Source organism: Pontibacter sp. LHS2 (genome assembly GCF_058932845.1).
The window spans coordinates 24,653-51,106 of sequence record NZ_JBZYWG010000004.1 but is presented as its reverse complement, the minus strand read 5'-3'; the positions used below and the strand labels follow the sequence as shown (position 1 = coordinate 51,106).

The window sequence follows — 26,454 nt, the reverse complement described above, 5'->3', positions numbered from 1 at the left end:
ACCAGTGAATCTGATTGATTTACACCATATAAAACATCAAAAGCTACCAGGATGGTAGCTTTTGATGTTTTATATGGTTATTGGGCTTTAAGTAGCTTATTGAGCACCTTGAAGCGCTTCGGCAACAGAGGCAGCGAGTGGCGTTGTTGGTCGCCCGATCAATTGGGAAAGTTGGCGGCTTTCGTCGTAAAGATCTCCTTTTGATGCAGATACGTCCCAGCCTGCAATGGCCTTCGCCAAACCTTCGGGCAGGCCGAAGCTAGCTAGTGCTGCCGCATAATCGGCTTCAGGCAGGTTTTTGTACGGAATATCCTTCCCAGACTGTCGGGAAATCTCTGCTGCCAGGTCGCTCAAGGTATAGGCCTCGTCACCAGCTAGCTCATATGTTTTACCTTGGTGCCCCTCACCTGTGAGTACAGCAACCGCTGCGGCTGCAAAGTCGGCTCGTGCAGCAGAAGAGATTTTACCATCTTCTGCACTACCAATAAATACCCCTCCAGCCAAGGCGTCAGGTATAGAGCCTGTATAGTTTTCGGTGTACCACCCGTTTCGCAGTAAGGTATACGGTATACCTGCAGTTTGCAAGGTTTGCTCTGTTGCCAGGTGCTCTCCTGCCAGGCTAAGCGACGATGTGTCGGCATGTAAGAGGCTGGTATAAACAACCCACTTAACGCCAGCCTGCTTGGCTGCATCGATTACATTCTGATGTTGCGCTGCCCGCTGCCCAATCTCGCTTCCGGATATAAGCAATAAGGTATCGATGCCGTTAAAGGCGCTCTCCAGGGTTGCTGGTTTGTGGTAATCGGCTTCACGTACTTCTACGCCAAAATCAGCTGCCTTCTCCGGCGAGCGCACAAGTGCTACAACCGTTTCAGCTGCTACTTTCTCCTTGAGTTTGTTCACTACTAACCGACCTAGCTGACCAGTTGCTCCTGTTACTCCTATTTTCATGGTAATGCCTCCTTTTGAGTTAATGAATGATATGCGCAAAATTCAGGCTTTAAAGAGGGGCAGGAAAGGGAATAATGGACCTAAGCATGGTACTTTTCGGAACGCTAGCCAGCCAGGTAGCTTTCCCTGAATTCAATGGGCGTATGCTGCGTGCGCTTACGAAAATACCTGATAAAATAAGCGGGATCCTCGAAGCCCAACTCATAACCGATTTCTTTGATGGAGGAATTAGAGTGGATGAGTAAGCGTTTGGCCTCGAGCAAGATTCTTTCATCGATGATCGACTTGGGAGACTTACCTGCTGCCTTAGCAGTTGCGTTGGTCAATCTTCTCTCGGTTACTTTCATAAGAGAAGCATAACCGGCCACCGTTTTAAGTGTTCTAAAGTGTGCCTCCAGCAGATCTTTAAATAGTACGAGGTAATCGAAATCGGCGCCTTTTGTGATTTCTTTAAAGCCCTGCTTCATCCTTTCACGTTCTGCCAGCAAAAGCAAACTACGTAGCAGGCCATGTGCTATATCAGCCTGGTAGGCATCATTAGCCTTTGTCAGCTCAGTTTCTATTTCGTTGAAAATCGTTTGCAGCGACGGAAAGGAAGCTACATCAAGCACAGGTATATCCAGGAGGTCATTAAACAGGATGGTGCTGTGCAGGTACTTCGTGTCTTCTTCGGATCGGGCAAAGAAACTGTCTGTGAAGAGCAGTATTTTACCATCGTGGCCGTTACCGGTATGGAGCGTCTTAACCCTGTCTTTGCTGATGAACAGGAATGCGTTTTCCTGTACCTGAACTGGTTCAAAGTCGATGAAGTAGGATGCCGTGCCCTTTTGTACCCACACAATGTGGTAGAAAGCCGCTCTATGAGGTATACGCATAGCTGCGCTGTGCCGCGTGATAGTGGCCGCAATCGGAATGACTTCGATCTCCAGAGGAAGTCCCGGCTTAAACTCAACTTGCTTAATCAGGGTTGGCATATACAAAGATAGATGCATTACCTCAGGTAAAAATAATTCTTTACCTGAAGGTACGGAGTGAGCTATATTTATTGGATTTTCGGAGCAACCAAAGTTCTTCTTTTAGGGTCATCAAATAAAAGCCCAACATATGAGAAACCTGATCTTTCCCCTGGCTGTCCTGATGATAACATTGCCATCTTGCACGAAAGAGAAAGTAGCAACATACGAGACGACCATGCGTGTGAACTACTACAAGCAAGCCTTCCAGGCTGTAGGTAATTGGAAATGTTATCTGGTGCAGCAAGGCGATCAGATAGGAAGCAGCGACTGGGGTCTTTTTTATGACGAGATAATAGGCTTTCAGTATGAAGAAGGCTTTGTTTATACGCTGAAGGTGAAAGTGGAAAAAGTAGAAAACCCACCAGCTGACGGTTCAAGTTTAAGGTATAGCCTTATCAAAATCCTATCAAAGGAAGAGGTATAGCTGCTATACTTTGGCTGATGATCCTAGTAACCGCGTTGTAATGAAAACTTCCATTTGGTAAGAAAATGAATTTAGAAGCCCATTATCATAAACTGTATCAAGACTCAATGCGCAGTATACAGGCTGATGCTTACCAAGTAGATGAACTGATTGATGCTGCGCATGACAGCCGGTTTGGCATAACCCTCTTATGGCGACCAGATGACAATGTAAAAGGAGAGATCCAAAAGCTGTTGTTGAAACTGAGGCTGATCGAACCAAATCAGTATTATTACCGGAATTCAGACCTGCATATGACCGTGATGTCCATCATTTCATGTTATAATGGGTTCGATCTTGATCAGATCCGGGTGGAGGAATACATAGCGATTATTAAAAAGAGCATTGCGGGACTGGGGCCTTTCAAAATTGAGTTTAGGGGACTTACTGCTTCACCGTCTGCCCTGATGGTGCAGGGTTTTGTAGGGGATGATACACTCAACCAGCTTCGGAATAACTTAAGAAGTAACTTCCGGAACTCAGGTTTAGAGCAGTCAATTGATAAACGCTATACCATACAAACAGCCCACTCGACCATCGTTAGGTTCAAAGAAAAATTCAGAGACAAGGATGCCTTATTGAGAATAGTCGAGGAGCACAAGGCGCATTATTTTGGCACATGTACAGTCCATAAAGTCGAACTGGTATATAATGACTGGTACCAAAGGAAGGAATATGTGAAAACATTATGCAAATTTGAGCTATAGAAGTACGCTGCCGGACGTGATGTATAGAAGCTGGTGGGTACTCTAGCTTTACCGGGCATTTTCTATCAAACCCTAACAATGCTAAAATCAATATTGATCCTACTGCTTCTGCTTCCAACGCTTGTTTTGGCACAGACCACCGTCGAAGTCACGAAGGAGCATCATAACCCTTATTTCAAAGAAGTATACCATGTGCTGAAAGCGGATGACTCCATTCGGGAGGGCCGCTATCAGAAGCTAGGTTATATAGGGGAAGTGCTAATAGATGGTTTTTACAAGGAAGGGCTCAAAGATAGCCTTTGGGTAGAATACCAGAGAGGTGACGGGAACACCACCCAGCTAAAAGCCAAAGGGACTTACGTTGCTGGTCACAAAGTTGGAATCTGGGAGTTCTATAACTCCAAAGGGGAATTGGAGCAGCAATATGATTACAGCAAAAACGAACTCGCCTACTTCAAGTTCGGGGATAAAGAGAAAAAACAAGTGTACCGTGTGCTGGATGGCAATGGTAAAACCAAAACCAAGCTGGACAGACCCCCACTTTACATCGGAGGCTCAGCCATGATGCTGGGCTCGGTGATGAGTAACGTCCGATACCCGCGGGATGCACAGCGAAGAGGCATTTCGGGAGAGGTGAAAGTCGCCTTTAAGATCGATAGCGAAGGAAAAACAACAGACCATAAAGTGGTCAAAGGAATAGGCTATGGTTGCGACGAAGAAGCGCTGAGGGTAGTGAAAGCTATACCGGATGCCTGGTTGCCTGGTATCTTAAACGGGCAGGCCATACCTGTGGAGTATGTAATGCCGATCAGATTCTTCATAAAAAACTAAGCTCTTTGCTCGCTCTATAACACCCTCCAATCCATGCTATACCTGAAAAGAACCGACTCGGATGATCCCGGCTTTGTAGCTTTGGTCAAATTGCTCGACGCAGACCTGGCCGTACGGGACGGGGATGAGCACGCCTTTTATGCGCAGTACAATAAGATCGACAAGATAAAGCATGTCGTGCTGGCGTATGAAGACGAGAAGCCTTTGGGATGCGGTGCCATCAAAGAATTTGAGCCGGGCACCATGGAAGTGAAGCGCATGTATGTGTTGCCAGAAGGAAGAAACAAAGGTATAGCTAGCCGTATTTTGGTTGAGTTGGAAAAGTGGGCACACGAGCTTTCCTATGACAGATGCATTTTAGAAACCGGCAAAAAACAGCCGGAAGCCATTGGCCTCTACCAAAAGAGCGGCTATCAGCTGATCCCAAACTATGGGCAATATGCGGGGGTGAGGAACAGTGTGTGCTTCGAGAAGGTGCTGCACTAAACCACCTTTTATGCTTCGGGTTTCTCCCGCTTGTCACCAAACGGATCTTCATGTGAAATCAACTGAACAGGCTCACCCCGGAAGCCACTGTACTCGTTGTGGTTGTCGTAAGGCACTTTGATGCCGTGGTAATAATCCTGTAGCTTGTAATCTCTGCGGAGTGGGTGACCTTCCCAATCAGCGGCACAGAGGATGCGACGCATGTCCGGGTGATCTTTGAAGAGGATGCCTACCAGGTCGAAAATTTCCCGCTCCTGCCAGTCAGCGGTGCGCCAGATGTGACTCACGGTCGGCACGGTAGGTATGGGCTGCTCCGAAGTGTTGTTACGAGGCACGATCACTTTGAGCATCAGGTGGTGGTCGTAAGGTATAGAGTAGAGATTATATACAACCTCCATGGTGCCGGCTTCTGGCCCATTGTCTATACCTGTTACACTGGAGAGAAAGTCAAAATAAGTCGCTTCGTTATCGTGCAGCTCAAGACATACCTCCGCCAGTCGCTCTGTCTGAAGCACCAGGTAGGGCTGCATGTTATTAGCGTGCTCCGAAACGATTACCTCCGCCCCAAACTGCGCTGCTATAAAGTCCTGTATCTCTCCGAAGTGCATATTAGTTGTGAATGTGTGAGGTATAGATTGAGCGAATGGGTGAATTATGATTTAGAGTTGAGAGATCTATGTGATAGGGTTTGGCTGGTCTTTCAATTTAGTTTCACTATTGCCTTCTTCCCTATCGTTCATTCGTGCTTTGGCATCTGCAGCTAGCTTCTCGTTCACTATACCTGATTCCCGATTTTTCTCTGCTGCATTATTCAATCTCCTGGCCATGATCTGCTGCACGGCGCGGGGTTCGCGGATGGTTTCCTGTCGGATGATCTCTTGCAGGCGCAGAAAGCCGCCGATGAGCGCCTCTGGCCTTGGCGGACAGCCAGGCACGTACACATCCACAGGTATGATGCGGTCTACACCCTTCACTACGTGGTAGCCGTGCTCCCAATAAGGTCCGCCGCAGTTAGAGCAGCTGCCCATCGAGATTACGTAGCGCGGCTCTGGCATCTGCTCGTAGAGGCGGCGCACACGGTCAGCCATCTTGAAGGTAACGGTGCCAGCCACGATCATCACATCGGACTGACGAGGCGAGGCACGTGGTATAATGCCGAAGCGGTCGAGATCGTAACCGGAGGCATAAGCCCCCATCATCTCGATGGCGCAGCAGGCCAGACCAAAACCCATCGGGAACAGCGAGGTTAGTCGCGCCCAGTTGAGCAGGTCGTCCAGTTTGGTGATAATTACACCGCCTTCTCCCGTCTTGTCCTGTGATATGTTCAAATCTAACTGATGAATTAAATGCTATCAAAAAGAAGGCGCTCGAGACTGGCTCCTGGCTATACCTTCCGTTATTCTATTTTGCCCTCTCCAGGTCTTATACCCGACAAGCTACTTCTTTACCTCGTAGTTTCGCTCGTTTACGCGCTGGTACATTTCCTTAGGTATACGGGAACGACTTTGCGGCACCACAGGCTTCGGTTTGATCCAGTCCAGGTGTCCTTTCACCCAGGCATAAGCCAGGCCTAGCGCCAGTACGCCAATGAAGATGAACATCTCGATCAGCGCAAACCAACCCCACACGCCGTCGGTTGCCTCGATCAGGTCGCGGCGGCCAAATACGGTGGCCCACGGAAACAAGAAAGCGAGCTCCACATCGAAAATGATGAAGATAAGCGCCACCACATAAAACCGCGGGTTGAACTGCACCCAGGAGTTACCGATCGGCTCTTCGCCTGACTCATAAGTCGTCAGCTTTTCGGGGTTAGGCCTGCTGGGGCGAACAAGTCTGGCGGTAAACAGACCGATCACCACAAAAATTGCTCCCCCAATCAGGAAAAGCAGGATTGTTCCGAAATCAGACAGGTAAGTTTCCTCCATAGCGCCGCAGCAGTTTTACACAAATTTACGATAAAATAAATTAGGACATCATACCTTGGTCAGCCCCAATGAAAGCAGGTGAATAGCAGCATCCCATAAGACAGTGCCAGACCACCTGCTCGCAGGTATGGACATGGGTGTCGTTAGATGTGTAGCCTAATTATAGGAATAGCCAGGCTGCTATATCTATACCTGAATGTTGCTTGCCAGCGTTATACAAACAACTTTTCAGGGGCTATACCTGTACCACATAAACCCACTTCACCTTAACAAAATCGCCAATGCTTACCGGACGCGTCAATGCACCAGAGATCAACACCCCACACGGCTGGCTCAACACTGAGCGCAATTGGTCTATCAAAGATTTCAGGGGTAAGATCGTGCTGCTGGACTTTTGGACGTTTGGCTGCATCAATTGTCAGCACATTGTGCCGGACCTGAAACGGCTGGAAGATGAGTTTGCGGATGTGCTGGTCGTAATTGGGGTGCACTCCGCCAAGTTTGATGCTGAGAAGCAGTCTGAAACCATCCGGCAGGCTATTCAGAAATTTGGGGTGGAACACCCGGTGGTAAACGATGCAGACTTTGCCATCTGGAACCAGTACGGCGTGAAAGCCTGGCCAACGACTGTACTCATCGACCCGAACGGCAAGGTGGTAGGCCAGCATGCCGGGGAGGGCGTCTACGATACCGTGCGGCCCTACATCCAGCGCATGAAAGAGGAGTTTATCGGCGAACTCAATCAAACGCCTATACCTATGCAGCCTAAGGCTAAAGGTACAGGTATACTGTACTTTCCCTCTAAAATGATCAGTGACTCAGCGGGAGATTTATACCTGTCTGACAGTGGGCACAATCGCATTCTCAAACTAAATCAGGAAGGGAAGGTACTCGAGGTGATCGGCAGTGGCGAAAGAGGCTTCCACGACGGAGGTTATGCAGACGCCACCTTTAACGAACCGCATGGACTGGCCCTGCATGGTGATGTGCTGTATGTGGCTGATGCCAAAAACAACGCCATCCGCAAAGTAGACCTGCAAAACCGTACGGTGAGCACAGTGGCTGGTACTGGCGAACTGGAGTACTACTTCCACGACGATAAGCGCCAGGAGCCTGTCAACCCCAACAGCCCATGGGACCTGTTGATACACGATGGCAGTATGTTTATTGCCAATGCAGGTAACCACCAGATCCTGCGCATGAACCTGGAAACCGAGCAGGTATACCGCTTTGCCGGAAGCGGCCGGGAGGCCCTCACCGACGGCCTGCTGGATGAAGCCGCCTTCAATCAGCCCAGTGGTCTCTCTATCCGGGGCGAAGTGCTATACGTGGCCGATGCCGAAGCCAGTGCGATCCGTACCGTCAACCTCAAAACAGGTATGGTGCTCACCCCGCTCGGCCGTGGCCTTTTTGATTTTGGGGATGTGGATGGCGACGTGGACGATGCCTTGCTGCAGCACTGCGTAGGCCTCGAAGTGATCGATAGCGACGTGTACATTGCCGACACTTATAATGGTAAAGTCAAAGTGCTCGACATGGAGCGCCACCGCTTGCGCACCCTGGCCGAGGACTTGCATGAACCCAACGACGTGCTATACCTGAACGGTCGCCTTTGGGTCACCAGCACCAACAGCCACCAACTCTACCAGATTGATCTGCACACCGGAGCGAAAGAGGAAGTGAAGATTAGTTAAAAAGTTAAAAAGGTAGAAAAGGATGGGCAATTCGTAGCGACAGATCGCAGTCTGCCCAAATCGTGCACAGCATTTTAATACCAACAGAAAAGTGTCACCTTTTAGGGTGATTTTATAGCGAGTGATTGGTCTTACTCTAAGCGACTAATCCGAGATCTGCTTATACCTTGACAGGCTGTTCGATCAGGTTGTTGCGCACTTTTTGGAAGAAGCGGAGCGTCACCTGGAAGATCGGGCTCATAATGAAGGTATAGAAGAAGGTAGCGATGAAGATCGGTCCTCCTAAGATGAAGCCTATACCTAAGATCACGCACTCGACCAGGATGCGGGTGCGGCTAACCGACAGTTTGATGCGCTCCGACAAAGCCAGCATAAATCCGTCGCGTGGGCCAGCGCCTACGCCACCTGCTATATACAGACCGGCCGCTATACCTGCTATCACCACCGAGACGAGCAGATTAACATAGTCAAGGGAGGTATTGGTAGCCGATGGCGGTATGTCGAGCCAGAGGAACATGTCCATGAAGGGCCCGACGAGCATAGCATTGAGGAAAGTGCCGATGTTGATGTACTTGCGGTTGATGAACCACGAGACAGCCACGAAGAAGAGGCCCACGATCACACTCCAGGTACCAATCGTATACCCAAGGTGTTGGAAAAGGGCTACGTTGAGCACCTCCCAGGGGTGTAGGCCCAGGTACTTTACCTTGACGGCAATGGCATTGGCAAAACCGAACAACAGTAACCCAAGAAAGAAGAAACTATAGCTAACTACCTTTTCGCGCATGATCAAAATAGCCCTTTGGTACGAGGGGGCGGGTTAGAACAAATCCGGGCGCAAGAAAGTTAATTTTGGCCGCAATAATAACAAAGACAGGAAGTCATCTACAGATTGTAGTGAATGATTATCAGGTTTAACAAATAAGTGTTATATTCATACACCAGAAAATCTTATTAAACAGATGAGGCGATTGTTGATATTGAGATGGGCGTTTATGTGCTCTTTTTGTTTGCTTCTTGGCTCCCCGGCATTTGCCCAAACCGAGATAGTCGACTACATGGGCCGCCCGATCATGGCAAAGCAGTATCTGGATGTAAAGGGCTCACCCTATCTGCATGACGAGTGGCAGGAAGGCTGGGTCAAGCTGAAGGACGGGAGAGAGTATTCCGGCGTTCGACTAAAGTATGACCAGGTGTCCGATGAGCTGATGTTCAGCAATCAGAAAGGAGAGGCGCAGCTGTTTGTGCATCCTGTTGTGGAATTTGAGGTAATGAAACGGTTTTTTATGACTGGATTTGATCCGATAGACACTACTCCTGCAACTGCTTACTATGAAGTGCTGTCCGATGGACCTACCCAACTATTGAAGCGTACTTCCAAAAGGGTGTATGAAGAGTTGCCTTACAGTTCTGCAACAAAAGTGAAGACTATCCTGGCGCAGGAAAATTACTATTTGGCCAATCGGGAGGGGAAGCTTACGAAGCTAAAAAAGGACAAGAAGTCACTGATACAGGCATTAGGCGATAAGCAAAGAGAACTGGAAACTTACGTGAAGACCAATCGCCTGGACCTGCGACAGGAGCAGGACATGGCCAAATTAGTAGCATACTATAATAGTCTATAAATCTTATTTTCAACTTTAATCAAACGCCTATGAAAGCTGTCGTTTTACGTTTTGGTTTAATGATGCTGGTGGGCTGCTGCTTTAGCCTGCAGGCGAGTGCGCAGTTCACGCACACCAATGACATGGAAGCCCGTCCGGTGCACGAGTACAACACCATCACGATGATCGGCTCGCCTTACCTGTACAAAGAGTGGGCAAAAGGCTCCCTGACACTCAAAAACGGCACCGTATACCAAGGCATCGAATTGATGTATGACCAGGTGAAAGATGCCATCATCTTTAAGGCAAAGAACGGAGACGTAAAAGAGTTGCTGGAGCCGGTGCAGGAGTTTAAGATCGGGTACATCGAAAACAACAAGCAGCTGGAGCGTACCTTCCGTTCAGGGTATAGTGGTGATGGCGTGCCGAGCAATGCCTTTATGGAAGTGCTGGCTGACGGGCAGATCGTGCTGCTGAAGCGCACTTCCAAAAAGATATTTGACCGCAAGCACTACAGTTCGGCAACCATCGACAGGGAGGTGCAGGAAAGTGAAGACTACTACATTGCAGTGGCCGACAAGGCAGTAAAGGTGAAGAAATCGAAAAGCTCATTGCTCTCTGCCATACCTGACAAGAAAGACTACCTGGAAACCTACATCAAATCAAATGCGCTGAACCTGCGCAACGACAACGACATGGCCAAGGTGGTTGCCTATTACAATTCACTGTAGGTTTCCCCGAAGCTTATTGACAATTTTTAAGCAGCTGCCTGAGGAACGGGTAGCTGCTTTTTTACGTTCAGGGCCTGCTGCATATGCCGCTCCTGGTGCAGTACCACAAACTCCAGTGTCTCCCCGATGCGCATTTTGAGCAGCTTGAAGAACTCAACAGGTATAGCCTTCTTATTCAGATTAGCGCTTTTGGCTTTGTGAAGGAGTTGTAGCAGCTCGGTCTGGTGATCCAAAAACTCCTCCAGCGTTTGGCGGCCCAATTGGCTGTTGTTGGGATTCATGTGCCGCACAGTTTTGCTTTTTTTGCTGTTGCCCGGGCGCACTATGTCCAGTGACTTCTTGCCAAGCCAGCTATAGCTGATAGTTTGAGCAGATTTGCCGTCAGCATTGGCGGCAATTGCTTTGGCCAGCGCCGGATTATAGTAGCGGCTATACCTGTTCATGTGTTCGAGGCACTCCAATATGCTCCAGCTTTCAGCGCTGGGTTTGTAGTTGAGGTGGGAAAGCTCCAGTGGCACAAAGGCAGCGATAGCAGTATGCTTCTGGTTGTCGACGGTGCGGGAGATCTGGTCTAAGGCATTCATAGCGTTCATCGTTTTATATTGTACGCATCAAAGGTATAGCACGGCTCAACCCCAGTCCTTGATTAAAATCAAGATTTACACAAATTTACTTAATGCGGCTTAGCGTCTCAGGTGACATGCGCAGGTAGGAGGCGATGTACTTTTTGGGGATATGCTGGAACAGGTGTGGGCTACGTTGCATGACACGCTGCAGGCGCTGCTCCGGCTCAGGCAATAGCAGGTCCACTTCCCGCTCTATCTTGCCTAACAGGGCTCTTTCGAGTTGCTCGTACCAGAAACGTTTGATGTTCGGCCGCTCCTCCATCAGCTGCATAAAATCAGCCTTGCTTATACTGAGTAGTTCACTTTTTTTGAGGGCCTGTATGTAGTAGTCCGACGGTTTGCCATCGGCAAAAGACGGAAACGACACCAGCAAGGTATGCGGATAGCCAAAGCCCACACAAATCTCTTCGTCGGGCAGCGGGTAGTAAATGCGCAGCGCCCCACTCGTGACCAGGTATAGACCCTGCTCCACCTGCCCCTGCCGTATCAGGAAGTCATACCGGCTCAGTTGCACCTTTTTCTTCCAAAGCGGCAGGAAAGCAGCAATGTCGTCTGGGGTGAGGTAAGGAATTTGGTTGAGGAGGGAGAGGGGCATGGGGAGGGTTAGCTAACTGCGCTTACAACAGCTAGAACGGTGCTTAGTCTTTCGTTGACAATAGTGTTGTTTACACTTTTCAAGTGACTATTTAAAATTGAGCTATACCTCTCGATACCAATAGCTTTAGAAATATAGCATTCATTTACAAGATTTAATCTGTTAGTAATACTGCAAAGGCTATTTAGCACTTCTAATCCCTTGAAGCCGCTATAATTAAATGTGTCTATATCGTCATAATTAGCCTTAATCCTTTTCCTGTACAATAAGTCCATTATTGTTGTGTGGCCTAGGGAATCAGATACCTTTTTCCAATCTAAGAAGTTAAGACTTCTTTTAGGTTTTCTTTTAGATGTTATAAAGGTAAAATCCAATGCCTTTTCCTTTAATTTAAGTACTCTTGTGGATTTTAAGAATTGACATATTTGATTATCAATTGTTTCTTCTTTTCCCAACTCTATGTGTAAATTTTTGATGCCACATGGTTTAGAGATATTGACGAAATCAATGTGGTTCTTGCCCCCTGTAGAATAGAAACTCATCGAGAGTGGCAATTTGCCTTCTCCCATCAATTTGCCTAACTTTTTCAAAACAGCAGAGTGGCTATTTTCTGTATGACCAACGGCTTTATAATGCGCGAGAAAGGACCCAAATGTTGTGTAATAAGCCTGAGCAAATGCCCATTGCATAGCAAATGATTGACCTGTGTTTTCAATTACAGTTTTATTTTCAGCGAGCACTTTCTCAGTATTCCAAGAATTTTTAAGCCATTTTTCTATATCGTTTAATGGTGGATTTTTAGCTCCCTTTAACTTCATAAAGTACCTATTATCGACCATGTCATTTTCAAGAGCGGCTTGATTCAATTTTGTTGATAGTGCCAGAAATTGATTATGTGTAACATCAGCTTTGAACCTAAGTTTATCTTCTACTTCAAGAGATTTAATATAATTCTCGAAATCAAACATATACGAGCTGAGTTATGGTTTATTTACACATCCTATTATATTATAAAATTAAATTATTTCAATAGAAAAGTATGTCTAAACGCCGCGGAAAATTTTTGTATCTCACCTCCGCTGCTCAAACCCCTTAAACCCCTCTAATCCATCCTTCTCCTCTACCTCTACTTTTTCAACCCGTGCGCGACTAGGACCTATGTTTGCCCAAGCTTCCAGCGCTTGCAATGCTTCAGAATTCCCCTCCGCTTCCAGGTATACGGTGCCATCTTTTTCATTTCGAACGAAACCAGTCAGGCCTAGTTCTTCGGCTTTTTCCTGGGTGCTGGCCCGGAAGAATACACCCTGTACCTTGCCGTGCACCCGTATCGAAACACGTTTTTTGTTGTTGTCCATACGCATAAGTTTGTTTGTCTATAAAACGACATAAAGAAGGAACGGTTAAAGCTAGAGATAGTCAGAAAACAGGCTGCTAGCTTAATAGTAAAGCCAGTGCCCTTTCACCTGGCCCTTGGATGTGACCTCGATTGCCGGGAATGGCAGCTTGATGAAGAACATCCCCTTCAACACGGTGTTCAGAAATTTGCTGTCTGTTTTTATTTTGGTCCAGTCTATGTCGAGAGAGAGCAAGTATTGGCAGTAGCGCTCTGTTTCAGGCAAGGTCACACCGCGGTAAAAGCGCCGGTTCTCAAACTCCCCGAACATGCCGTTGGCGCTGTATCCCACTGCCACGTTGGCCCAGTCAGGTATATGGCGATTCGGCACCAGTTTGTTTGCAGGTACACTCAGCCAGTAGGTATGGGAGTTGTAATCCAGGAGCAGGCTCTCCAGGTGGGTATCGCCGAGGTAACCGTTAGCCTGTTTGTAGTAAGGAGATGGCGAGAAAGTGAACTTGAATTTGGCCACCTGCTCATCAAAAGCGAGCTCTTGGCCGATGACAAATGCTGAGCCGGCTGCATTGGCCACCATATCAGGTATAGAAAAGCCCCAACCCTCGTAGAGTCCGTCGTACACCTCAATCGGCGTCTGTAATATCAGCCCTAAGGTGCCGCCATACAGTAAGGCCTTGCCTTTAGGTACACCTGCATTCCGGAGGAGCTTATACCCAATGTAGCTTTCTACATAAGCCCCAAAAGCATGCCCGAACTTATCTACCTGCTGGTAACCTTTGCTGTCGTCGTAGAAATGAAAAGGCACGCGTTCATGGTCTTTGTACCACACAAACTGCAGGTAAGACATACCTGCAACGTAAAAGGCTGTCTCTGCCGCTATGACAGGTATAAGCTTGCGACGGTTAACATTGCTGGAGTCTGTTGCCACGCTATCTACTGCCTGCGGGTATACCGGCAGATAGGCAAGCAGGAGTACAAGCGACAAAAGCAGCAGTTTTCGGAGCATCATCAGGTATAGGAGCATGTATGGCTCCAAAGCATTAATATAGCAATTTGTAGGTATACCCTGTATGCGACTTCTTTTCGTAAGGCTATAAAAGAACGAATAAGCCCACTGTGCTTGTTAGATATGTGGCAGCATGTAGCTGTTTCCTTAAATTTGGATTATCTTTAACGCCCCCTTGAACCGATGCTTGAGGGCAGGTATACCCCATACGATATGTCATTACTATTCAACGATTTTAAGAGCTGGGAAAAGCATTGCGCTGAAACCGGCGAACCGCTATACCAGCCCGTGCTGGACTATGAAATAGAGCAGAAAGGGCGCTCCGAAGAATTTATCTGGGAGAACATAGCCAAAGCCTACGAGGTGATGAAGGATGCCGTGCACACGGGTCTGACAGAAGATATGACTTCCCGCTCGGGTATGGTGAACAACAGTGCCAAGAAAGTGGCCAAATCACCGGTGACGGTATTGTCGCCGGAGTTTCAGATGCTGGTGTCGCGTGCGCTGGGTGCCAAAGAAGTGAACTCTTGCATGGGCCGTGTAGTGGCCGCTCCTACAGCGGGCGCCTCTGGTATATTGCCGGGCACACTCACCACACTGCAGGAACTGCACGGACTAGATGACCGCAGCATACACGAAGGCCTGTTGGTAGCAGCAGGTATAGCGCTTATCATTGAGCAGAACGCATCGCTGGCCGGTGCCGTGGGTGGTTGTCAGGCCGAGACAGGCAGCGCAGCAGCTATGGCGGCAGGTGCGATTGTATACTGCCTGGGCGGCAACGTAGATCAAGTGTTCACCGCAGTGGCCATTACCATTCAGTGTATGTTGGGCTTGGTGTGCGACCCGGTGGCAGGACTGGTAGAAGTGCCCTGCATTGTGCGTAATGCCAGTGCGGCAGCTATTGCTTTTTCGTCGTCACAGTTAGCGATAGCAGGCGTAAGCGCTGTTATACCTGTCGACCAATGCGTAGCAGCCCTCGGCGAAGTAGGCGAGAGCATGGAACGCAAATACAAAGAAACAGCCCTCGGCGGATTAGCCAATACACCTAGAGCCCGCGAAATTGAAAAATTCGTGCTGGTACAGGATGTGGAGATTTTGCCGGATGAAGACGAGAACAGCGAAGGAGTTTAGGAGTCTGAGAGTTTAGGAATTTAAAAGTTACAGCATTAGAAATTGATTGTCTAACGCTGAGCTAATTTAAGAAGGGCAGCGGCTGGAAAAGTCGCTGCCTTTTTTTGTTAGGTATACCTGCTATACCTGCATTTTGGCTCTGCTAGTTCTGCTTCATGGCTAGCCATTTAGGTTGGCAGACTTTGCACAGAATTTGGCCCTTCACTATACCTGTTTCAGGATGCCTCAACAGACACACAGAGTAGTCTGGAACAGTTGAACTTAACCGAATGACTCGGTTGTTGCTCCATCAGCGTAGCAGTTCGTCACATTATCCGGGCGATTCGTCACATTTTGGAGGGTAAAAGTATTAATATCAGTAAGTTGCACGTTGTTATTGCAGGCTGCCTTTACGCCAGTTTTAACCTGTACAGGATTATACATGAAGAAATTCTTTTGGTGGTGCGCCGGAGCCGACGACACTATTCTTGAAAAATGCTCTAAGTCGGAGCACATAAAATATGCCGGTGTAGGCGCCACTGTTCTGTTTACAGGTGTGCTGGCCAGCTTATCGGGCGGCTACGCCCTCTACACGGTGTTCGACTCCGTGCCAATGGCGATGGCCTTTGGTTTGTTGTGGGGTGCCGTTATCTTCAACCTCGACCGCTTTATCGTTTCCACCATCCGCAAGGAAGGCAAGTTCTGGCGAGAACTGCTGATGGTAACGCCACGTATTTTTCTGGCCCTGGTGCTGGCTATTGTTATTTCTAAACCGCTCGAGCTAAAGATTTTCGATAAAGAGATACAGGCGGTGCTGAAAGAGAAGCAGGCCGAACTGGCGATTCAGCACAAAGCCTTGGTGAACAAGCAGTTTGCTGAAGTGGATTCTGTGAAGTCGGAGATTGCAGGTATACGGGCAGAAGTAGAAGCCAAAACTCAGGAGCGTAACAAACTCTACGAAATGGTCGCTGCTGAATCTGATGGAACAGGCGGTACAGGCAAGATAGGTAGAGGCCCTATCTATGAAGAAAAAAAGCGCCAATACGATAAAGTAGACGAAGAACTCAAACTGTTGCAGGCAAGTGCTGCTGACAGGATTCTGGTAAAAGAGCAGCGCATCGCCGACCTGATGAAGCAGTATGACAGTACCGTGGCCGAAGGGCAGGAAAGTTTCTCGAATTACGATGGCCTGATGGCCAGAATTGATGCCCTCAATCAGCTGCCGTGGCTTCCGGTGTTCTTCATTACATTGCTATTTGTCTGCCTGGAGACGGCCCCGATTTTCACCAAGTTGATTACCAGCAAAGGCCCCTATGATGATATTCTGAAAGGTCTTGAGCACGAGCGCACGACACAGGAAATGCATCGGGTACAGGAGCGCCAAAAGCAGTACGACACCCGACAAGCTGTAGCCGAAGCCAAATTTGCCGCCCGTCAGGAATTCGAAATAGAAGCCAAGCGGGAAGAGGAGCGTTTAAAGTCAGATGCCCATCTGGACGTAGTGCGCGAGTCGGCCGCTGTGTGGCGTGAGCGCAAACTGGCCGATGTGAGCCGCAGTCCGAATACCGCCGCTGATATCCTGAATGACGGGGAGGAAAGCAGTTACTATAAGTGGTAAGCTTTATAGCTAACACATACTTGGGTCGATAAGCAGGTACTTAAGCCAAAGTATGCGCTTTTTGTACGCCGCATGCGCCATATTTTTTCCAGAAGTTAGTATCTTGTTGCGTACTAACACACAGGCTTATGACCGTTTCAAAAATGGCTCAAAACCTCATCGGCTCCGAGATCATCAAGCTCGCCGGTGAAGTGAACGCAATGATCGCCAAAGGGGAGCAAATCTGCAACCTGACGATCGGCGACTTCGACCCCAAGATATTTCCTATACCTGGCGAACTGCGGGCTGGCATAGCCGAAGCCTACGCCGAAGGTCATACCAATTATCCGCCTGCCAACGGGGTGGCCGTGCTTCGCAAAGCGATAGCCGACTTCACCCGCGACCGGTTGGGCCTGACCTACTCTGAGAATGACATACTGGTAGCAGGCGGTTCGCGTCCGCTCATTTATGCGACCTATCTGGCGCTTATAGACCCAGGCGATAAAGTGGTCTTCCCGACGCCTTCGTGGAATAACAACCACTACTGCCACTTATCCAGTGCTACGCCAGTAATGGTAGAGACTAACCCGGAGAACAACTTTATGCCGACCGCCAACGACGTGGCTGCAAGCCTGAAAGGCGCGACTATGTTGGCACTGTGTTCACCGCTTAACCCAACCGGCACGATGTTCTCCAAAAAAGACCTGGAGGAAATCTGCGACCTGGTTATTGCTGAGAACAAAAGCCGTGGAGCCGACGAAAAGCCGCTGTACATCTTGTACGACCAGATTTACTGGATGCTAACCTTTGGCGAACACCAGCATTACGATCCGGTAAACCTGCGTCCTGAGCTGCGCGATTATACCATTTACATTGACGGCACTTCCAAATGCTTCGCTGCTACAGGTGTGCGCGTAGGTTATGCTTTCGGCCCGACTGAGGTGATTGATAAGATGAAGGCCATATTAGGGCACGTAGGTGCCTGGGCTCCAAAGGCTGAGCAAATGGCGACTGCCCGTTTCCTGCATCAGACGGATGAAGTAGATGTGTTCCTGGACGAGTTTAAATACAATGTGCGCGAAAGTCTGGATGTGCTGTACCACGCCTTCAAAGACCTGAAGAAAGAAGGGTATAACGTGGACGCCATTGAACCGATGGGCGCTATCTACCTTTCTGCCAAACTCGATCTGGCGGGCAAAACCACACCATCAGGGCAAGTGCTGCAAACCAGCAAAGACATCAGCTTCTACATACTAGAAGAGGCCAAGCTGGCTGTTGTTCCATTCTCCGCCTTTGGCTCTGAGCCGAGCCTGGGTTGGTTCCGTCTGTCAGTAGGCGGTGCCTCGCTGGAGAGTATCAAAGACTCACTGGGTAGGTTAAGAGAAGCGCTACAGAAACTGAAGTAAGGTATAAATATAATAGAAGCAGCAAAGCCGCCTTTGATTCTTTCGGGGCGGCTTTGCTGTTTCTATACCTTATTCAACACCCACTGAAATCTGCCGGGTGATGCTTTCCTCCAGCGAGATAAATGTTTCGGTGCGGTGCACACCGGCTATACCTTGGATCTTCACGTTGAGCACTTCGCGCAGATGCTTCGTGTCGCGGCAAACGATCTTGACGAACATGCTGTAAGAACCCGTAGTATAGTGTAACTCCACAATCTCAGGTATGTCACGCATTTTTTCCACTACTTCTTTGTAAGCCGATCCCTTCTCCAAAAATACTCCGATAAAGGCGCAGATGTCATAACCAATAGCGGCCGGATTTATCAATAACTGTGCTCCCTGCACGATTCCCATCTCCGTCATTTTCTTGAGGCGCACATGAATCGTACCGCCTGAAACACCCAATTCTTTGGCAATATCTGTATAAGCGCGGTTCACATTCTGCATAAGCAGGTGCAGAATCTGGCGGTCAAGTTTATCAATTTGTGAATCCATACCCTTGTATATGTCCTATCTGTTAATGATTTGTCAAAATTAAAAACTCAATATTAATTGATTGTTAACAAAAGTAATTAAATGTTAAATAATTTTCAATGTATACAATTGATAATTATGTTTGTTATACACCAATTCATTAATAATTAGATAGAATGGAATTGCAAACACTCACAGAACAACCGACGGCATTGGAAGCTACGATGAAGCACCTAAGCCGCTCCTCCCTGCCTAAAGTACTACAGGTACAGCAGGGAATCATTCGTGCCACGCACGACTTTATGTTCAAGAAAGGCCTGACGCAGCTAATGCCGCTTATGCTTTCGCCCATTACCGACCCGCTTAATCATGGGGTGGTAGATGCTAGCATTGGGTATGCAGACCAGCGTTGGAGTCTCACAAAGTCGATGATCTTCCACAAGCAGCTGACTTTGGTAAACCAAGAGCTGGACAGCCTTTACATTGTGTCGCCGAACGTGCGCCTGGAGTTCTCGGACCGTGCTGACACTGGACGCCACCTGTTTGAGTTCACGCAAGTAGACTTCGAATTCCGTGGCAAGGATCGCTTCTTTGTGATGGAATTTATGGAAGAACTGGTAAACTTCGTCTTCGCCCGGTTGAACAAAGATATCCCTGAAATCCTGATCGAGTTGCGTGGTGAGTTGCTGCCGCAGTACGAGAAGTGGCTGGTATACCGCACTGAAAAACTGGAAGCTGCCCTTGGGCCAGACTATGAAAAGCTGAAATCGGAAGAAGCAACAGAGCCGTTTTGGTTAATCAACCACAAGCGTGAGTTTTACGACAAAGAAGACCCCATCCGCCGCGGCACTTACCTGAACTATGATGTCATCTGGCCAGAAGGCTTCGGTGAAGGACTATCAGGTGCCGAGCGTGAGCACGAATACAAGCAGATAGTGAAACGCATGGATGAAGTGGGCACCAGCACAGAAACGTTCAAGAATTATCTGGAAGTTGCCAGAGCAGGATTATTGCCCAAGACTGCCGGAGCCGGATTTGGGGTAGAGCGTATGACGCGGTTCATTTGTCGCCTGAAGGATGTGGATGAAGTTACGGTGTTCTCCCGTAAGCCATGTACACCTGCTATTTTTTAATGGTATAAGGTATGGAAGAAGGTAATAATAGTAGCTTGGGAGACCAAGCAAGTAATAGAACATAAAAGGCCTGCAACGCTGAGTTTGCAGGCCTTTTTGCGTTTATGAAAGGTATATAGCGCGAGCGTCCTCACTCGTGACTTACTATGGAGGAGCCTCTGGCCCCTCCATAGTAAGTCACGAGACAATCTAATTCCCTCCTCGCTCCTTCCAAAGCTGGTTAAACGACTTTGGGGCTACTTGAAGCGGTTCTCTTCGCTTACTCCAGGTGTCTTTTAGCACTTGCTTCAGCACAAAGTTCTTTATTCCGGCCGGCGCCATATTCAGCAGCTTGCGGCTCTTCATAGCTTTTAGCCACAGCTTAAAGGTTGTGTGTTCGCTCTTTTCGGCGAAGCCCTGCTCCACACTCTGGCGGCGGTTAAGCAACAGCAGGTTGTGGATGTTGATTTTCACTGGACACACTGACGTGCAGGCGCCGCAAAGTGAACTGGCGAAGCTCAGGTGCTTGTTTTCGGCCATGCCGTTGTAGTGCGGCGTGATCACCGAGCCAATTGGGCCGCTATAGGTGCTCTCGTAGGTATGGCCGCCGATGTTCTTGTACACCGGGCACACGTTCAGGCAGGCGCCGCAACGGATACAGTTCAGTGCTTCCCGCTTCTCCGGCAAGGCTAGCAGCTCTGTACGACCATTGTCGAGCAACACCACATACATCTCTTCCGGGCCATCCTTCTCATTTGGCTGGCGGGGACCTGTGAAGATCGTGTTGTAAATAGTCACTTGCTGCCCGGTACCGCTGGTGCTCAGCAAAGGCCAGAATAAATCGAGGTCCATCACTGATGGCAGGATCTTCTCTATACCTACAATGGCAATGTGAGTCTTCGGGAAAGCGGTGGACAAACGGCCGTTGCCTTCATTTTCAGTTACAGCCACACCGCCAATATCAGCCAGCAGGAAGTTGCCGCCAGTTATACCCACTTCAGCTTCAGTGTACTTGGCACGGAGCAGGCGACGGGCAGTGGCCACCAGTTCTTCAGCGCTGTCGGTCGGGGCAATCTTGAGTTTTTTGACAAACAGGTCGGCAATGTCCTTTTTAGACATGTGCATGGCGGGCGTCACGATATGGTAAGGCCGTTGTTCAGCTAGCTGCACAATGTACTCACCCAAGTCGGTCTCCACTGTCTCGATGCCATTCTTCTCCAGGAAGTTGTTGAGGTGAATCTCCTCCGTCGTCATCGACTTGGACTTCACCACCGAACGGGCACGCTTGCGCTTCATGATCTGGCCGATCTCTTTGAGCGCCTCCTCAGCATTGCGGGCCCAGATCACTTTGCCGCCACGGGCCGTGAAGTTAGACTCGAACTCCATCAGGTACTTATCCAGGTTATTGATGGTGTTCGTTTTTATAAAAGAAGCTCGCTCACGGGCAAGTTCGTGGTCGCTGTATTGGGTAAGGCCACGCTGTACAGCGGCGTTGTACTTGCCGATGTTGAACTTGATGGTCGAGCGGTGGCCCAGGTCAAATGATTTTGTTTCCGCGTCCTGCAGAAACTGTTTTAGTCTACTCATAAGATAAACCCTATGGTCTTTCCCGAAAACGGCTAATTTCAGGAAGTGTCCTTAAAAGAAAAACACCCTTAAAGTTAGGGTGTTTTTCGGCAAAGCTAATAAGTGCAGCTCGTTTTTATGTTAAACGGCCGTTTGTGCAGGTTTAGTGTACTACTTTTTGTTGCTGTCTACTACGATGCGGTTGTCGCGGTTAGCCAATTCCCATGTCACGTGAAACGCAAGACGGGCAGCTTTCTCGGCTTTCTCAAAGATGATCTTGTCTACCGTGTCAGTTGCCTTGTGGTAGTCGGCGTGTACACCGTTGAAGTAGAACACGATTGGAATACCGTGCTTGGCAAAGTTGTAGTGGTCAGAGCGATAGTAGAAACGGTTCGGGTCGTTCTCGTCATTGAACTTATAGTCAAGGCGCAGGCCTACGTGCTTCTCGTTTACCTCTTCGTTGATCTGGTGTAGCTCCGAAGACAGCTTGTCAGCACCGATTACATAAATGTAGTTCTGGTCATTGGTCTTCTCTGCGTCGAAGTCCATACGGCCGATCATGTCGATGTTTACGTTCGCTACGGTGTTCTCGAGCGGGAAGATCGGATTGTTGGCATAGTACTCAGACCCCAGCAGGCCTTTCTCTTCAGCTGTTACGAGCATGAACAGGATGCTACGACGTGGACCAAAGCCGTCTTTCTTGGCCTGCGCAAAAGCTTCTGCCAGTTCAACGACAGCTACTGTACCAGAGCCGTCATCGTTGGCGCCGTTGAAGATTTCGCCATCCTCTATACCTACGTGGTCGTAGTGTGCAGTTACTACGATCACTTCATCCTTCTTGTCAGTTCCCTCGATGTAGCCCAATACGTTATCAGATGGAAGTGCTTCGCTCTTACGCTCTGTTTTCACCTTCACGTCTTTCACAGCTGTAAAAGTGCCAGGAGTTGGCTTACCTGCTTTCGCTACTGCGTTGGCGTAGGCAAACATTTTCTCAGGAGTTGTGCCCAGCAAAGCGGCTCCTACCTGTGGCGATACCATCATGGAAGCCGTAGCGCCTCCCTGTGCTCCATTGCTCTTCAACCCGATAGACGGACGCGTCAGGTAGTTGCGGTAGCGCTGTGTCATGGTCTTGAATTCATCAGCGCTGGCGCCTGTCACTACCAGTACACTCTTAGCACCACGCTTGGTAGCTGCGTTACGCTTTGTACGGATGTCATTGCCCCAATCAGAAGCCTTGTCTGTACCGCTCAATAGGTACTTGCCATCAGCTCCTTTAGGCTCACCGCCCAGTACAACGACCATTTTACCGGTCACATCCAGGTTGGCATAGTCAGAGTAATTGTCAGCATCGATGCCGTAACCCGCAAATACCACCTCGGCAGTTTGCTCAGTTTGGTATGGCGAAGCACCCAACACGAAGAAGTCCTGCCCCATCATGAATTTTTGTTTTCCAACCATGATGTAGCCATCGCCCCACTGGCTGCGCTCCAGGTTTACTGGCTGATAGTATGGGTTGGCATTGTTCTTCACAGGTCCAACCAAACCATCTTCTTTAAACTCGCGGGAGATATACTCCGCAGCCATCTGCAGGCCCTTCGACCCCGTGTCACGACCTTCGTACTCATCTGAGGCGATGATATTGAGGTGCTTGGAGAGGTCAGCAGCCGTGATGGTGGCGGCGTACTTAGGTGCGGCTTCGCGCAGTCGCTCTGCTTCCGTTACGGGAGCCTCGGCGGTGGTGCTTGTGGTTGTAGGCGTCTGGGCGCAACCTGTGGTCAGGAAGGCAGCCAGCGCATACACATAAAACTTGTTATACTTCATGTCTGTGTAAGGTGAAGGTAAGGTTATGGATTGTTATTGTTTATAGATCAAGACAGTTGCAAAAGCAGCCACGCCTTCTTTCTTGCCAACAAAGCCCAGGTGCTCGGTGGTAGTAGCTTTTATAGAAAGATCATGCTCCGGTATGCCCATCACTTTAGCCAGACAGCTTTTCATGTCAGGTATATGTGGGTTCACCTTTGGCTCCTGCAGGCAGATAGTCGAGTCGATGTTGCCGATCTCGTAGCCTTCGCGGGAAAGCAGGTGCACGACTTCTTTGAGTAAGATCTTGCTGTCGATGCCCTTGTACTGCGGGTCTCTATCAGAGAAGTGGAAGCCGATGTCGCGCATGTTGGCGGCACCCAGCAGGGCATCGCAGATCACGTGGATCAGCACGTCAGCATCGGAATGGCCCAGTGCGCCATGCGTATGCGGGATCTTAATGCCGCCCAGCCAGAAGTCCAGCCCTTCCTGCAGCTGGTGCACGTCGTAGCCGAAGCCGGTTCTTATTTTAAATTTCATAGTGTGTTGAAGGTATAGCGCATGCCTTATACGGCAGATACAAGAAGTAAATATAGCTTCTTTTACCCTTTTGTCATTATGCAGCAGGCGCAATTTTCAAGGGAATAGACTCAAACCAGATAGAAAGGTTTAAAAAGCAACAGCCTGCCACCGGTTAGGGCAGCTGGCTGTTGACAGACTATATATGAAAAAGCGCCTTTGGCTTAGGCCTTTGCTTCCGCAAGGGAAGGATAATCGATGTAGCCTTCGGCGCCAGGAGAGTAAAATGTATTCTTATCGGCTTCCTGTAGTTCTTCGTTCTGTCGGAAGCGCTCCGGTAGGTCCGGGTTCGCGATGAATGGCACCCCAAAAGCTACCATATCCGCTTCATCAGCTTCTATTACGGCATTGCCTTTTTCCTGTGTAAAGCCCGCGTTGATGATCAGGTTGCCTTTGTAAATCGGGCGATAGCGCTTGGCGATGTGCTGCTCAGCATGCGGAATCGCACTCACGTCATTGAAAGGCTCCGACAGGTGCAGGTAAGACAGCTTGTAGTTGTTCAGCTTTTCGATGATGTAATCGAAGGTTGGGATGGTCTCCTCGTCCAATGTCATACCGAAAATGCCGTGCAGGCTCGGGTTTAGACGAACACCCACACGCTCCACTGGCATTACTTCCTGAATCGCCTCGATCACCTCAAACAAGATGCGGGCTCTGTTTTCTTTAGAACCGCCATATTCGTCGGTGCGGATGTTGGAGGTGCCATTGAAAAACTGGTGCAGGAGATAGCCATTGGAAGCGTGAATCTCCACGCCGTCAAAGCCCGCATCCAGCGCATTTTTGGCAGCAGCCTTGTAGTCCTGCACGATCTGCTTAATCTCAGGTATAGTCAACTCACGTGGAGTAACAGTATTCTTGAAGCCTTCAGGAGTGTAAGCCTGGGCATTTGGATTGATAGCGGAAGGCGCCACCGGGTACTCGCCATTGTGGAAGTCAGGATGCGACATACGGCCCACATGCCACAGCTGCGCGAAAATCTTTCCGCCTTCGGCATGCACGGCGTCAGTTACTTTTTTCCAGCCAGCCACTTGCTCCAGGCTGTGTATACCTGGCGTATTGACATAACCTACAGCTTGCTCTGAAATCTGTGTTCCTTCCGAAATGATCAGGCCAGCACTTGCGCGTTGAGCATAATAAGTTGCCATCAGGTCGTTGGCTACATTGCCCTCGTTAGCGGCACGGCTGCGCGTCATGGGTGCCATGATCACGCGGTTGTTCAGTTCTAAATCCTGTAGTTTTATCGGTTTTAATAATGGTTGTGACATAATTGGAGTTAAAAGTTAAAGAGTTAGAAAGTTTAGGAGTTATCCTGCCTTCACAGTCTTCCTCATGATTGATTCGTGATTCTTAATTAAACATTGTCCCAGTCCGGCGCGAAAGGCGGGTTAACAACCCTTAAATTGTCCTTCTTGAGTTGATCTATCTGCGCAACATCCTCTGCTGAGAGCTCAAAGTCAAAGATGTCAATGTTATCCTTTAGGCGCTCTACCTTGGATGTTCTAGGTATGGCCATCACACCGTCCTGCTGGATCAGCCAACGCAGCGAAACCTGTACTTCGTTCTTGCCATATTTCTCGCCTATACCTTTCAGAACTGAATTGCCGAGCACTTTACCTTGTGCGATAGGGCTGTAGGCTGTCAGTGAAATGCCATGCTCCCGCAGGTAGGTATAGAGTTTGGACTGGTTGATCAGCGGGTGATACTCTACCTGATTGGTGATGATGTCGGCACCTGTAGCCAGCACCTCGTCGAGCAGGGCAGTGGTGTGGTTGCTCACTCCGATGTACTTGGTGTAGCCTTTGCGCTGTGCTTCCATCAATTGGTCCATGTACTCGGCAACAGGCACGTTGCGGTTTGGCCAGTGAATCAACAGCAGATCTACATAATCGGTCTTGAGTTTGCGCAGACTATCCTCTACTGAAGGCAAAAACTCCTTCTGGTACAGACTCTCACGGAAAACCTTAGTGGTCAGGAAAATCTTGTCACGATCTATACCTGAATCTTTAATGGCCGCGCCGACGCCTGCTTCATTCTGGTAAATCTGAGCGGTGTCAATATGACGATAGCCTTCTGAGATAGCGGCTGCAGTGATTTCACGGGCCAGATCGTCAGGCAACTGGAAAGTTCCCAAGCCAAGGGCAGGGATAGAAGCGTCTTTTATAATGATGTTATTCATGTATTATCTTGGTTTGTACATTATTTGTGTATACAAATATTAGTATAAAAAAATAGCTCAGCCTCTGAGCTTGTCAAGCAACTTGCTCACTAAAACGGCTTCCTCCTGGGTCAGGTTATGGAAGCGTTTGAAAAAGGCTGGCATCTGCTCGTCAATCTGAGTAAGTAGATCAGCACCCTTCGGTGTCAGTCGTACCTCGATCATGCGACGGTTCGCCTGACAGATGTCCCGGGTCACGTAGCCTTTCTCGATCAGCTTATCTACCAGGCGGGTCACGTTGGAGTTTCGGTCCACCATGCGCTCCTGCACTTCCCCGAAGCAAGACGGCTTCGGATGCTGACCGCGCACAATGCTCAGTACATTATGCTGCTGCAGCGTAAGCCCAAACTGCTTAAAGAAAGGTGTAAACTGTTGGTTCAGCCAGTTATTTGTAAACAACAGATTGACCACCATTCGACGATGATCGTCCTTGAAGTCTTTCTGTTGTATTTCGTCTTCTATGCGCATAGGCTGAATAAGGGTGCAAAGTTAAACTCGTTGTTTGTATATACAAATATTGAGCCTGAAAAGTTTCGATTAGTTTATCTATGGTCTGACTTACAAGATATG

General features: G+C 48.8%; 30 protein-coding genes. 11 read left to right on the top strand and 19 right to left on the bottom strand.

Annotated features, from left to right (window positions below; translation table 11 throughout):
• Window positions 1-96 precede the first annotated feature (96 nt).
• Entirely contained in the window at window positions 97-951 is an 855-nt protein-coding gene (locus tag AC5FX6_RS18150) for an SDR family oxidoreductase (protein WP_493598380.1), read from the bottom strand.
• Window positions 952-1,055: 104 nt separating this feature from the next.
• A complete protein-coding gene (locus AC5FX6_RS18145) occupies window positions 1,056-1,925 on the bottom strand; it encodes a helix-turn-helix domain-containing protein (RefSeq protein WP_493598379.1) in 870 nt (289 codons plus the stop codon).
• A gap of 130 nt (window positions 1,926-2,055) precedes the next feature.
• Here AC5FX6_RS18145 and AC5FX6_RS18140 point away from each other — a divergent pair, with 130 nt between their 5' ends.
• The 4 genes from AC5FX6_RS18140 (at window position 2,056) to AC5FX6_RS18125 (ending at window position 4,454) form a co-directional block, all read left to right on the top strand.
• Window positions 2,056-2,391 (top strand): DUF4377 domain-containing protein, encoded by a 336-nt coding sequence (locus AC5FX6_RS18140; protein WP_493598378.1) that lies wholly within the window; start codon window positions 2,056-2,058, stop codon window positions 2,389-2,391.
• A 107-nt stretch (window positions 2,392-2,498) separates the two neighbouring features.
• Complete coding sequence (locus tag AC5FX6_RS18135) at window positions 2,499-3,137, top strand: 2'-5' RNA ligase family protein (protein WP_493598377.1); 639 nt, start codon at window positions 2,499-2,501, stop codon at window positions 3,135-3,137.
• A 78-nt stretch (window positions 3,138-3,215) separates the two neighbouring features.
• Window positions 3,216-3,968 carry an energy transducer TonB gene (locus tag AC5FX6_RS18130; RefSeq protein ID WP_493598376.1) on the top strand — a complete coding sequence of 251 codons (753 nt, stop codon included), beginning with the start codon at window positions 3,216-3,218 and terminating at the stop codon, window positions 3,966-3,968.
• Window positions 3,969-4,001: 33 nt separating this feature from the next.
• Window positions 4,002-4,454 carry a GNAT family N-acetyltransferase gene (locus AC5FX6_RS18125; protein WP_493598375.1) on the top strand — a complete coding sequence of 151 codons (453 nt, stop codon included), beginning with the start codon at window positions 4,002-4,004 and terminating at the stop codon, window positions 4,452-4,454.
• A gap of 8 nt (window positions 4,455-4,462) precedes the next feature.
• Here AC5FX6_RS18125 and AC5FX6_RS18120 read toward each other — a convergent pair whose 3' ends face one another.
• From AC5FX6_RS18120 to AC5FX6_RS18110, 3 genes are all read right to left on the bottom strand, one after another.
• Complete coding sequence (locus tag AC5FX6_RS18120; RefSeq protein ID WP_493598374.1) at window positions 4,463-5,062, bottom strand: NADH-quinone oxidoreductase subunit C; 600 nt, start codon at window positions 5,060-5,062, stop codon at window positions 4,463-4,465.
• Window positions 5,063-5,128: 66 nt separating this feature from the next.
• Window positions 5,129-5,782 (bottom strand): NADH-quinone oxidoreductase subunit NuoB, encoded by a 654-nt coding sequence (gene nuoB, locus AC5FX6_RS18115; RefSeq protein ID WP_493598373.1) that lies wholly within the window; start codon window positions 5,780-5,782, stop codon window positions 5,129-5,131.
• A gap of 108 nt (window positions 5,783-5,890) precedes the next feature.
• Entirely contained in the window at window positions 5,891-6,379 is a 489-nt protein-coding gene (locus AC5FX6_RS18110) for an NADH-quinone oxidoreductase subunit A (RefSeq protein ID WP_493598372.1), read from the bottom strand.
• A gap of 281 nt (window positions 6,380-6,660) precedes the next feature.
• Between AC5FX6_RS18110 and AC5FX6_RS18105 the strand changes: the two genes are divergently transcribed.
• A complete protein-coding gene (locus AC5FX6_RS18105) occupies window positions 6,661-8,073 on the top strand; it encodes a thioredoxin-like domain-containing protein (RefSeq protein ID WP_493598371.1) in 1,413 nt (470 codons plus the stop codon).
• Between the two features lie 160 nt (window positions 8,074-8,233).
• Here the strand turns inward: AC5FX6_RS18105 and AC5FX6_RS18100 are convergent, their stop codons facing one another.
• On the bottom strand, window positions 8,234-8,860 hold the full coding sequence (locus tag AC5FX6_RS18100) for a YczE/YyaS/YitT family protein (RefSeq protein ID WP_493598370.1): 627 nt from the start codon (window positions 8,858-8,860) through the stop codon (window positions 8,234-8,236).
• A gap of 223 nt (window positions 8,861-9,083) precedes the next feature.
• Here AC5FX6_RS18100 and AC5FX6_RS18095 point away from each other — a divergent pair, with 223 nt between their 5' ends.
• Complete coding sequence (locus tag AC5FX6_RS18095) at window positions 9,084-9,698, top strand: hypothetical protein (protein WP_493598369.1); 615 nt, start codon at window positions 9,084-9,086, stop codon at window positions 9,696-9,698.
• 29 nt (window positions 9,699-9,727) lie between these two features.
• Window positions 9,728-10,408, top strand: a complete 681-nt coding sequence (locus tag AC5FX6_RS18090) for a hypothetical protein (protein WP_493598368.1) — start codon at window positions 9,728-9,730, stop codon at window positions 10,406-10,408.
• A gap of 26 nt (window positions 10,409-10,434) precedes the next feature.
• On the opposite strand, the gene AC5FX6_RS18085 is transcribed toward AC5FX6_RS18090, so the two are convergent.
• From AC5FX6_RS18085 to AC5FX6_RS18065, 5 genes are all read right to left on the bottom strand, one after another.
• The gene (locus tag AC5FX6_RS18085; RefSeq protein WP_493598367.1) at window positions 10,435-10,992 is read right to left on the bottom strand and encodes a DinB family protein; all 558 of its coding nucleotides are present in this window, start codon (window positions 10,990-10,992) and stop codon (window positions 10,435-10,437) included.
• Between the two features lie 85 nt (window positions 10,993-11,077).
• Window positions 11,078-11,629 (bottom strand): Crp/Fnr family transcriptional regulator, encoded by a 552-nt coding sequence (locus AC5FX6_RS18080; protein ID WP_493598366.1) that lies wholly within the window; start codon window positions 11,627-11,629, stop codon window positions 11,078-11,080.
• A gap of 8 nt (window positions 11,630-11,637) precedes the next feature.
• Entirely contained in the window at window positions 11,638-12,597 is a 960-nt protein-coding gene (locus AC5FX6_RS18075) for a hypothetical protein (RefSeq protein ID WP_493598365.1), read from the bottom strand.
• A gap of 102 nt (window positions 12,598-12,699) precedes the next feature.
• A complete protein-coding gene (locus tag AC5FX6_RS18070; protein ID WP_493598364.1) occupies window positions 12,700-12,984 on the bottom strand; it encodes an acylphosphatase in 285 nt (94 codons plus the stop codon).
• A gap of 81 nt (window positions 12,985-13,065) precedes the next feature.
• The gene (locus AC5FX6_RS18065; RefSeq protein ID WP_493598363.1) at window positions 13,066-14,016 is read right to left on the bottom strand and encodes a DUF2279 domain-containing protein; all 951 of its coding nucleotides are present in this window, start codon (window positions 14,014-14,016) and stop codon (window positions 13,066-13,068) included.
• Window positions 14,017-14,199: 183 nt separating this feature from the next.
• Here AC5FX6_RS18065 and sdaAA point away from each other — a divergent pair, with 183 nt between their 5' ends.
• Window positions 14,200-15,117: an L-serine ammonia-lyase, iron-sulfur-dependent, subunit alpha gene (gene sdaAA / locus AC5FX6_RS18060; RefSeq protein WP_493598362.1), complete on the top strand. Its 918-nt coding sequence runs from the start codon at window positions 14,200-14,202 to the stop codon at window positions 15,115-15,117.
• Window positions 15,118-15,378: 261 nt separating this feature from the next.
• On the opposite strand, the gene AC5FX6_RS18055 is transcribed toward sdaAA, so the two are convergent.
• Window positions 15,379-15,540: a hypothetical protein gene (locus AC5FX6_RS18055; protein ID WP_493598361.1), complete on the bottom strand. Its 162-nt coding sequence runs from the start codon at window positions 15,538-15,540 to the stop codon at window positions 15,379-15,381.
• Between AC5FX6_RS18055 and AC5FX6_RS18050 the strand changes: the two genes are divergently transcribed.
• Window positions 15,539-16,714 (top strand): DUF4407 domain-containing protein, encoded by a 1,176-nt coding sequence (locus AC5FX6_RS18050; protein ID WP_493598360.1) that lies wholly within the window; start codon window positions 15,539-15,541, stop codon window positions 16,712-16,714. The genes AC5FX6_RS18055 and AC5FX6_RS18050 overlap by 2 nt on opposite strands.
• Window positions 16,715-16,842: 128 nt before the next feature.
• Window positions 16,843-18,099: a pyridoxal phosphate-dependent aminotransferase gene (locus AC5FX6_RS18045; RefSeq protein ID WP_493598359.1), complete on the top strand. Its 1,257-nt coding sequence runs from the start codon at window positions 16,843-16,845 to the stop codon at window positions 18,097-18,099.
• Between the two features lie 69 nt (window positions 18,100-18,168).
• On the opposite strand, the gene AC5FX6_RS18040 is transcribed toward AC5FX6_RS18045, so the two are convergent.
• The gene (locus tag AC5FX6_RS18040; protein WP_493598358.1) at window positions 18,169-18,633 is read right to left on the bottom strand and encodes an Lrp/AsnC ligand binding domain-containing protein; all 465 of its coding nucleotides are present in this window, start codon (window positions 18,631-18,633) and stop codon (window positions 18,169-18,171) included.
• 155 nt (window positions 18,634-18,788) lie between these two features.
• Here AC5FX6_RS18040 and AC5FX6_RS18035 point away from each other — a divergent pair, with 155 nt between their 5' ends.
• Entirely contained in the window at window positions 18,789-19,745 is a 957-nt protein-coding gene (locus AC5FX6_RS18035) for an asparagine synthetase A (RefSeq protein WP_493598357.1), read from the top strand.
• A 189-nt stretch (window positions 19,746-19,934) separates the two neighbouring features.
• Here AC5FX6_RS18035 and AC5FX6_RS18030 read toward each other — a convergent pair whose 3' ends face one another.
• From AC5FX6_RS18030 to AC5FX6_RS18005, 6 genes are all read right to left on the bottom strand, one after another.
• Window positions 19,935-21,311, bottom strand: coding sequence for a LutB/LldF family L-lactate oxidation iron-sulfur protein (locus AC5FX6_RS18030; protein WP_493598356.1), 1,377 nt, complete (start codon window positions 21,309-21,311; stop codon window positions 19,935-19,937).
• A 150-nt stretch (window positions 21,312-21,461) separates the two neighbouring features.
• Window positions 21,462-23,111, bottom strand: a complete 1,650-nt coding sequence (locus tag AC5FX6_RS18025; protein ID WP_493598355.1) for a M28 family peptidase — start codon at window positions 23,109-23,111, stop codon at window positions 21,462-21,464.
• Between the two features lie 33 nt (window positions 23,112-23,144).
• Complete coding sequence (gene ispF, locus AC5FX6_RS18020) at window positions 23,145-23,630, bottom strand: 2-C-methyl-D-erythritol 2,4-cyclodiphosphate synthase (RefSeq protein ID WP_493598354.1); 486 nt, start codon at window positions 23,628-23,630, stop codon at window positions 23,145-23,147.
• Between the two features lie 203 nt (window positions 23,631-23,833).
• On the bottom strand, window positions 23,834-24,934 hold the full coding sequence (locus AC5FX6_RS18015) for an alkene reductase (protein WP_493598353.1): 1,101 nt from the start codon (window positions 24,932-24,934) through the stop codon (window positions 23,834-23,836).
• Window positions 24,935-25,020: 86 nt separating this feature from the next.
• Complete coding sequence (locus AC5FX6_RS18010; RefSeq protein ID WP_493598352.1) at window positions 25,021-25,845, bottom strand: aldo/keto reductase; 825 nt, start codon at window positions 25,843-25,845, stop codon at window positions 25,021-25,023.
• A 57-nt stretch (window positions 25,846-25,902) separates the two neighbouring features.
• A complete protein-coding gene (locus AC5FX6_RS18005; protein ID WP_493598351.1) occupies window positions 25,903-26,352 on the bottom strand; it encodes a MarR family winged helix-turn-helix transcriptional regulator in 450 nt (149 codons plus the stop codon).
• Window positions 26,353-26,454 lie beyond the last annotated feature (102 nt).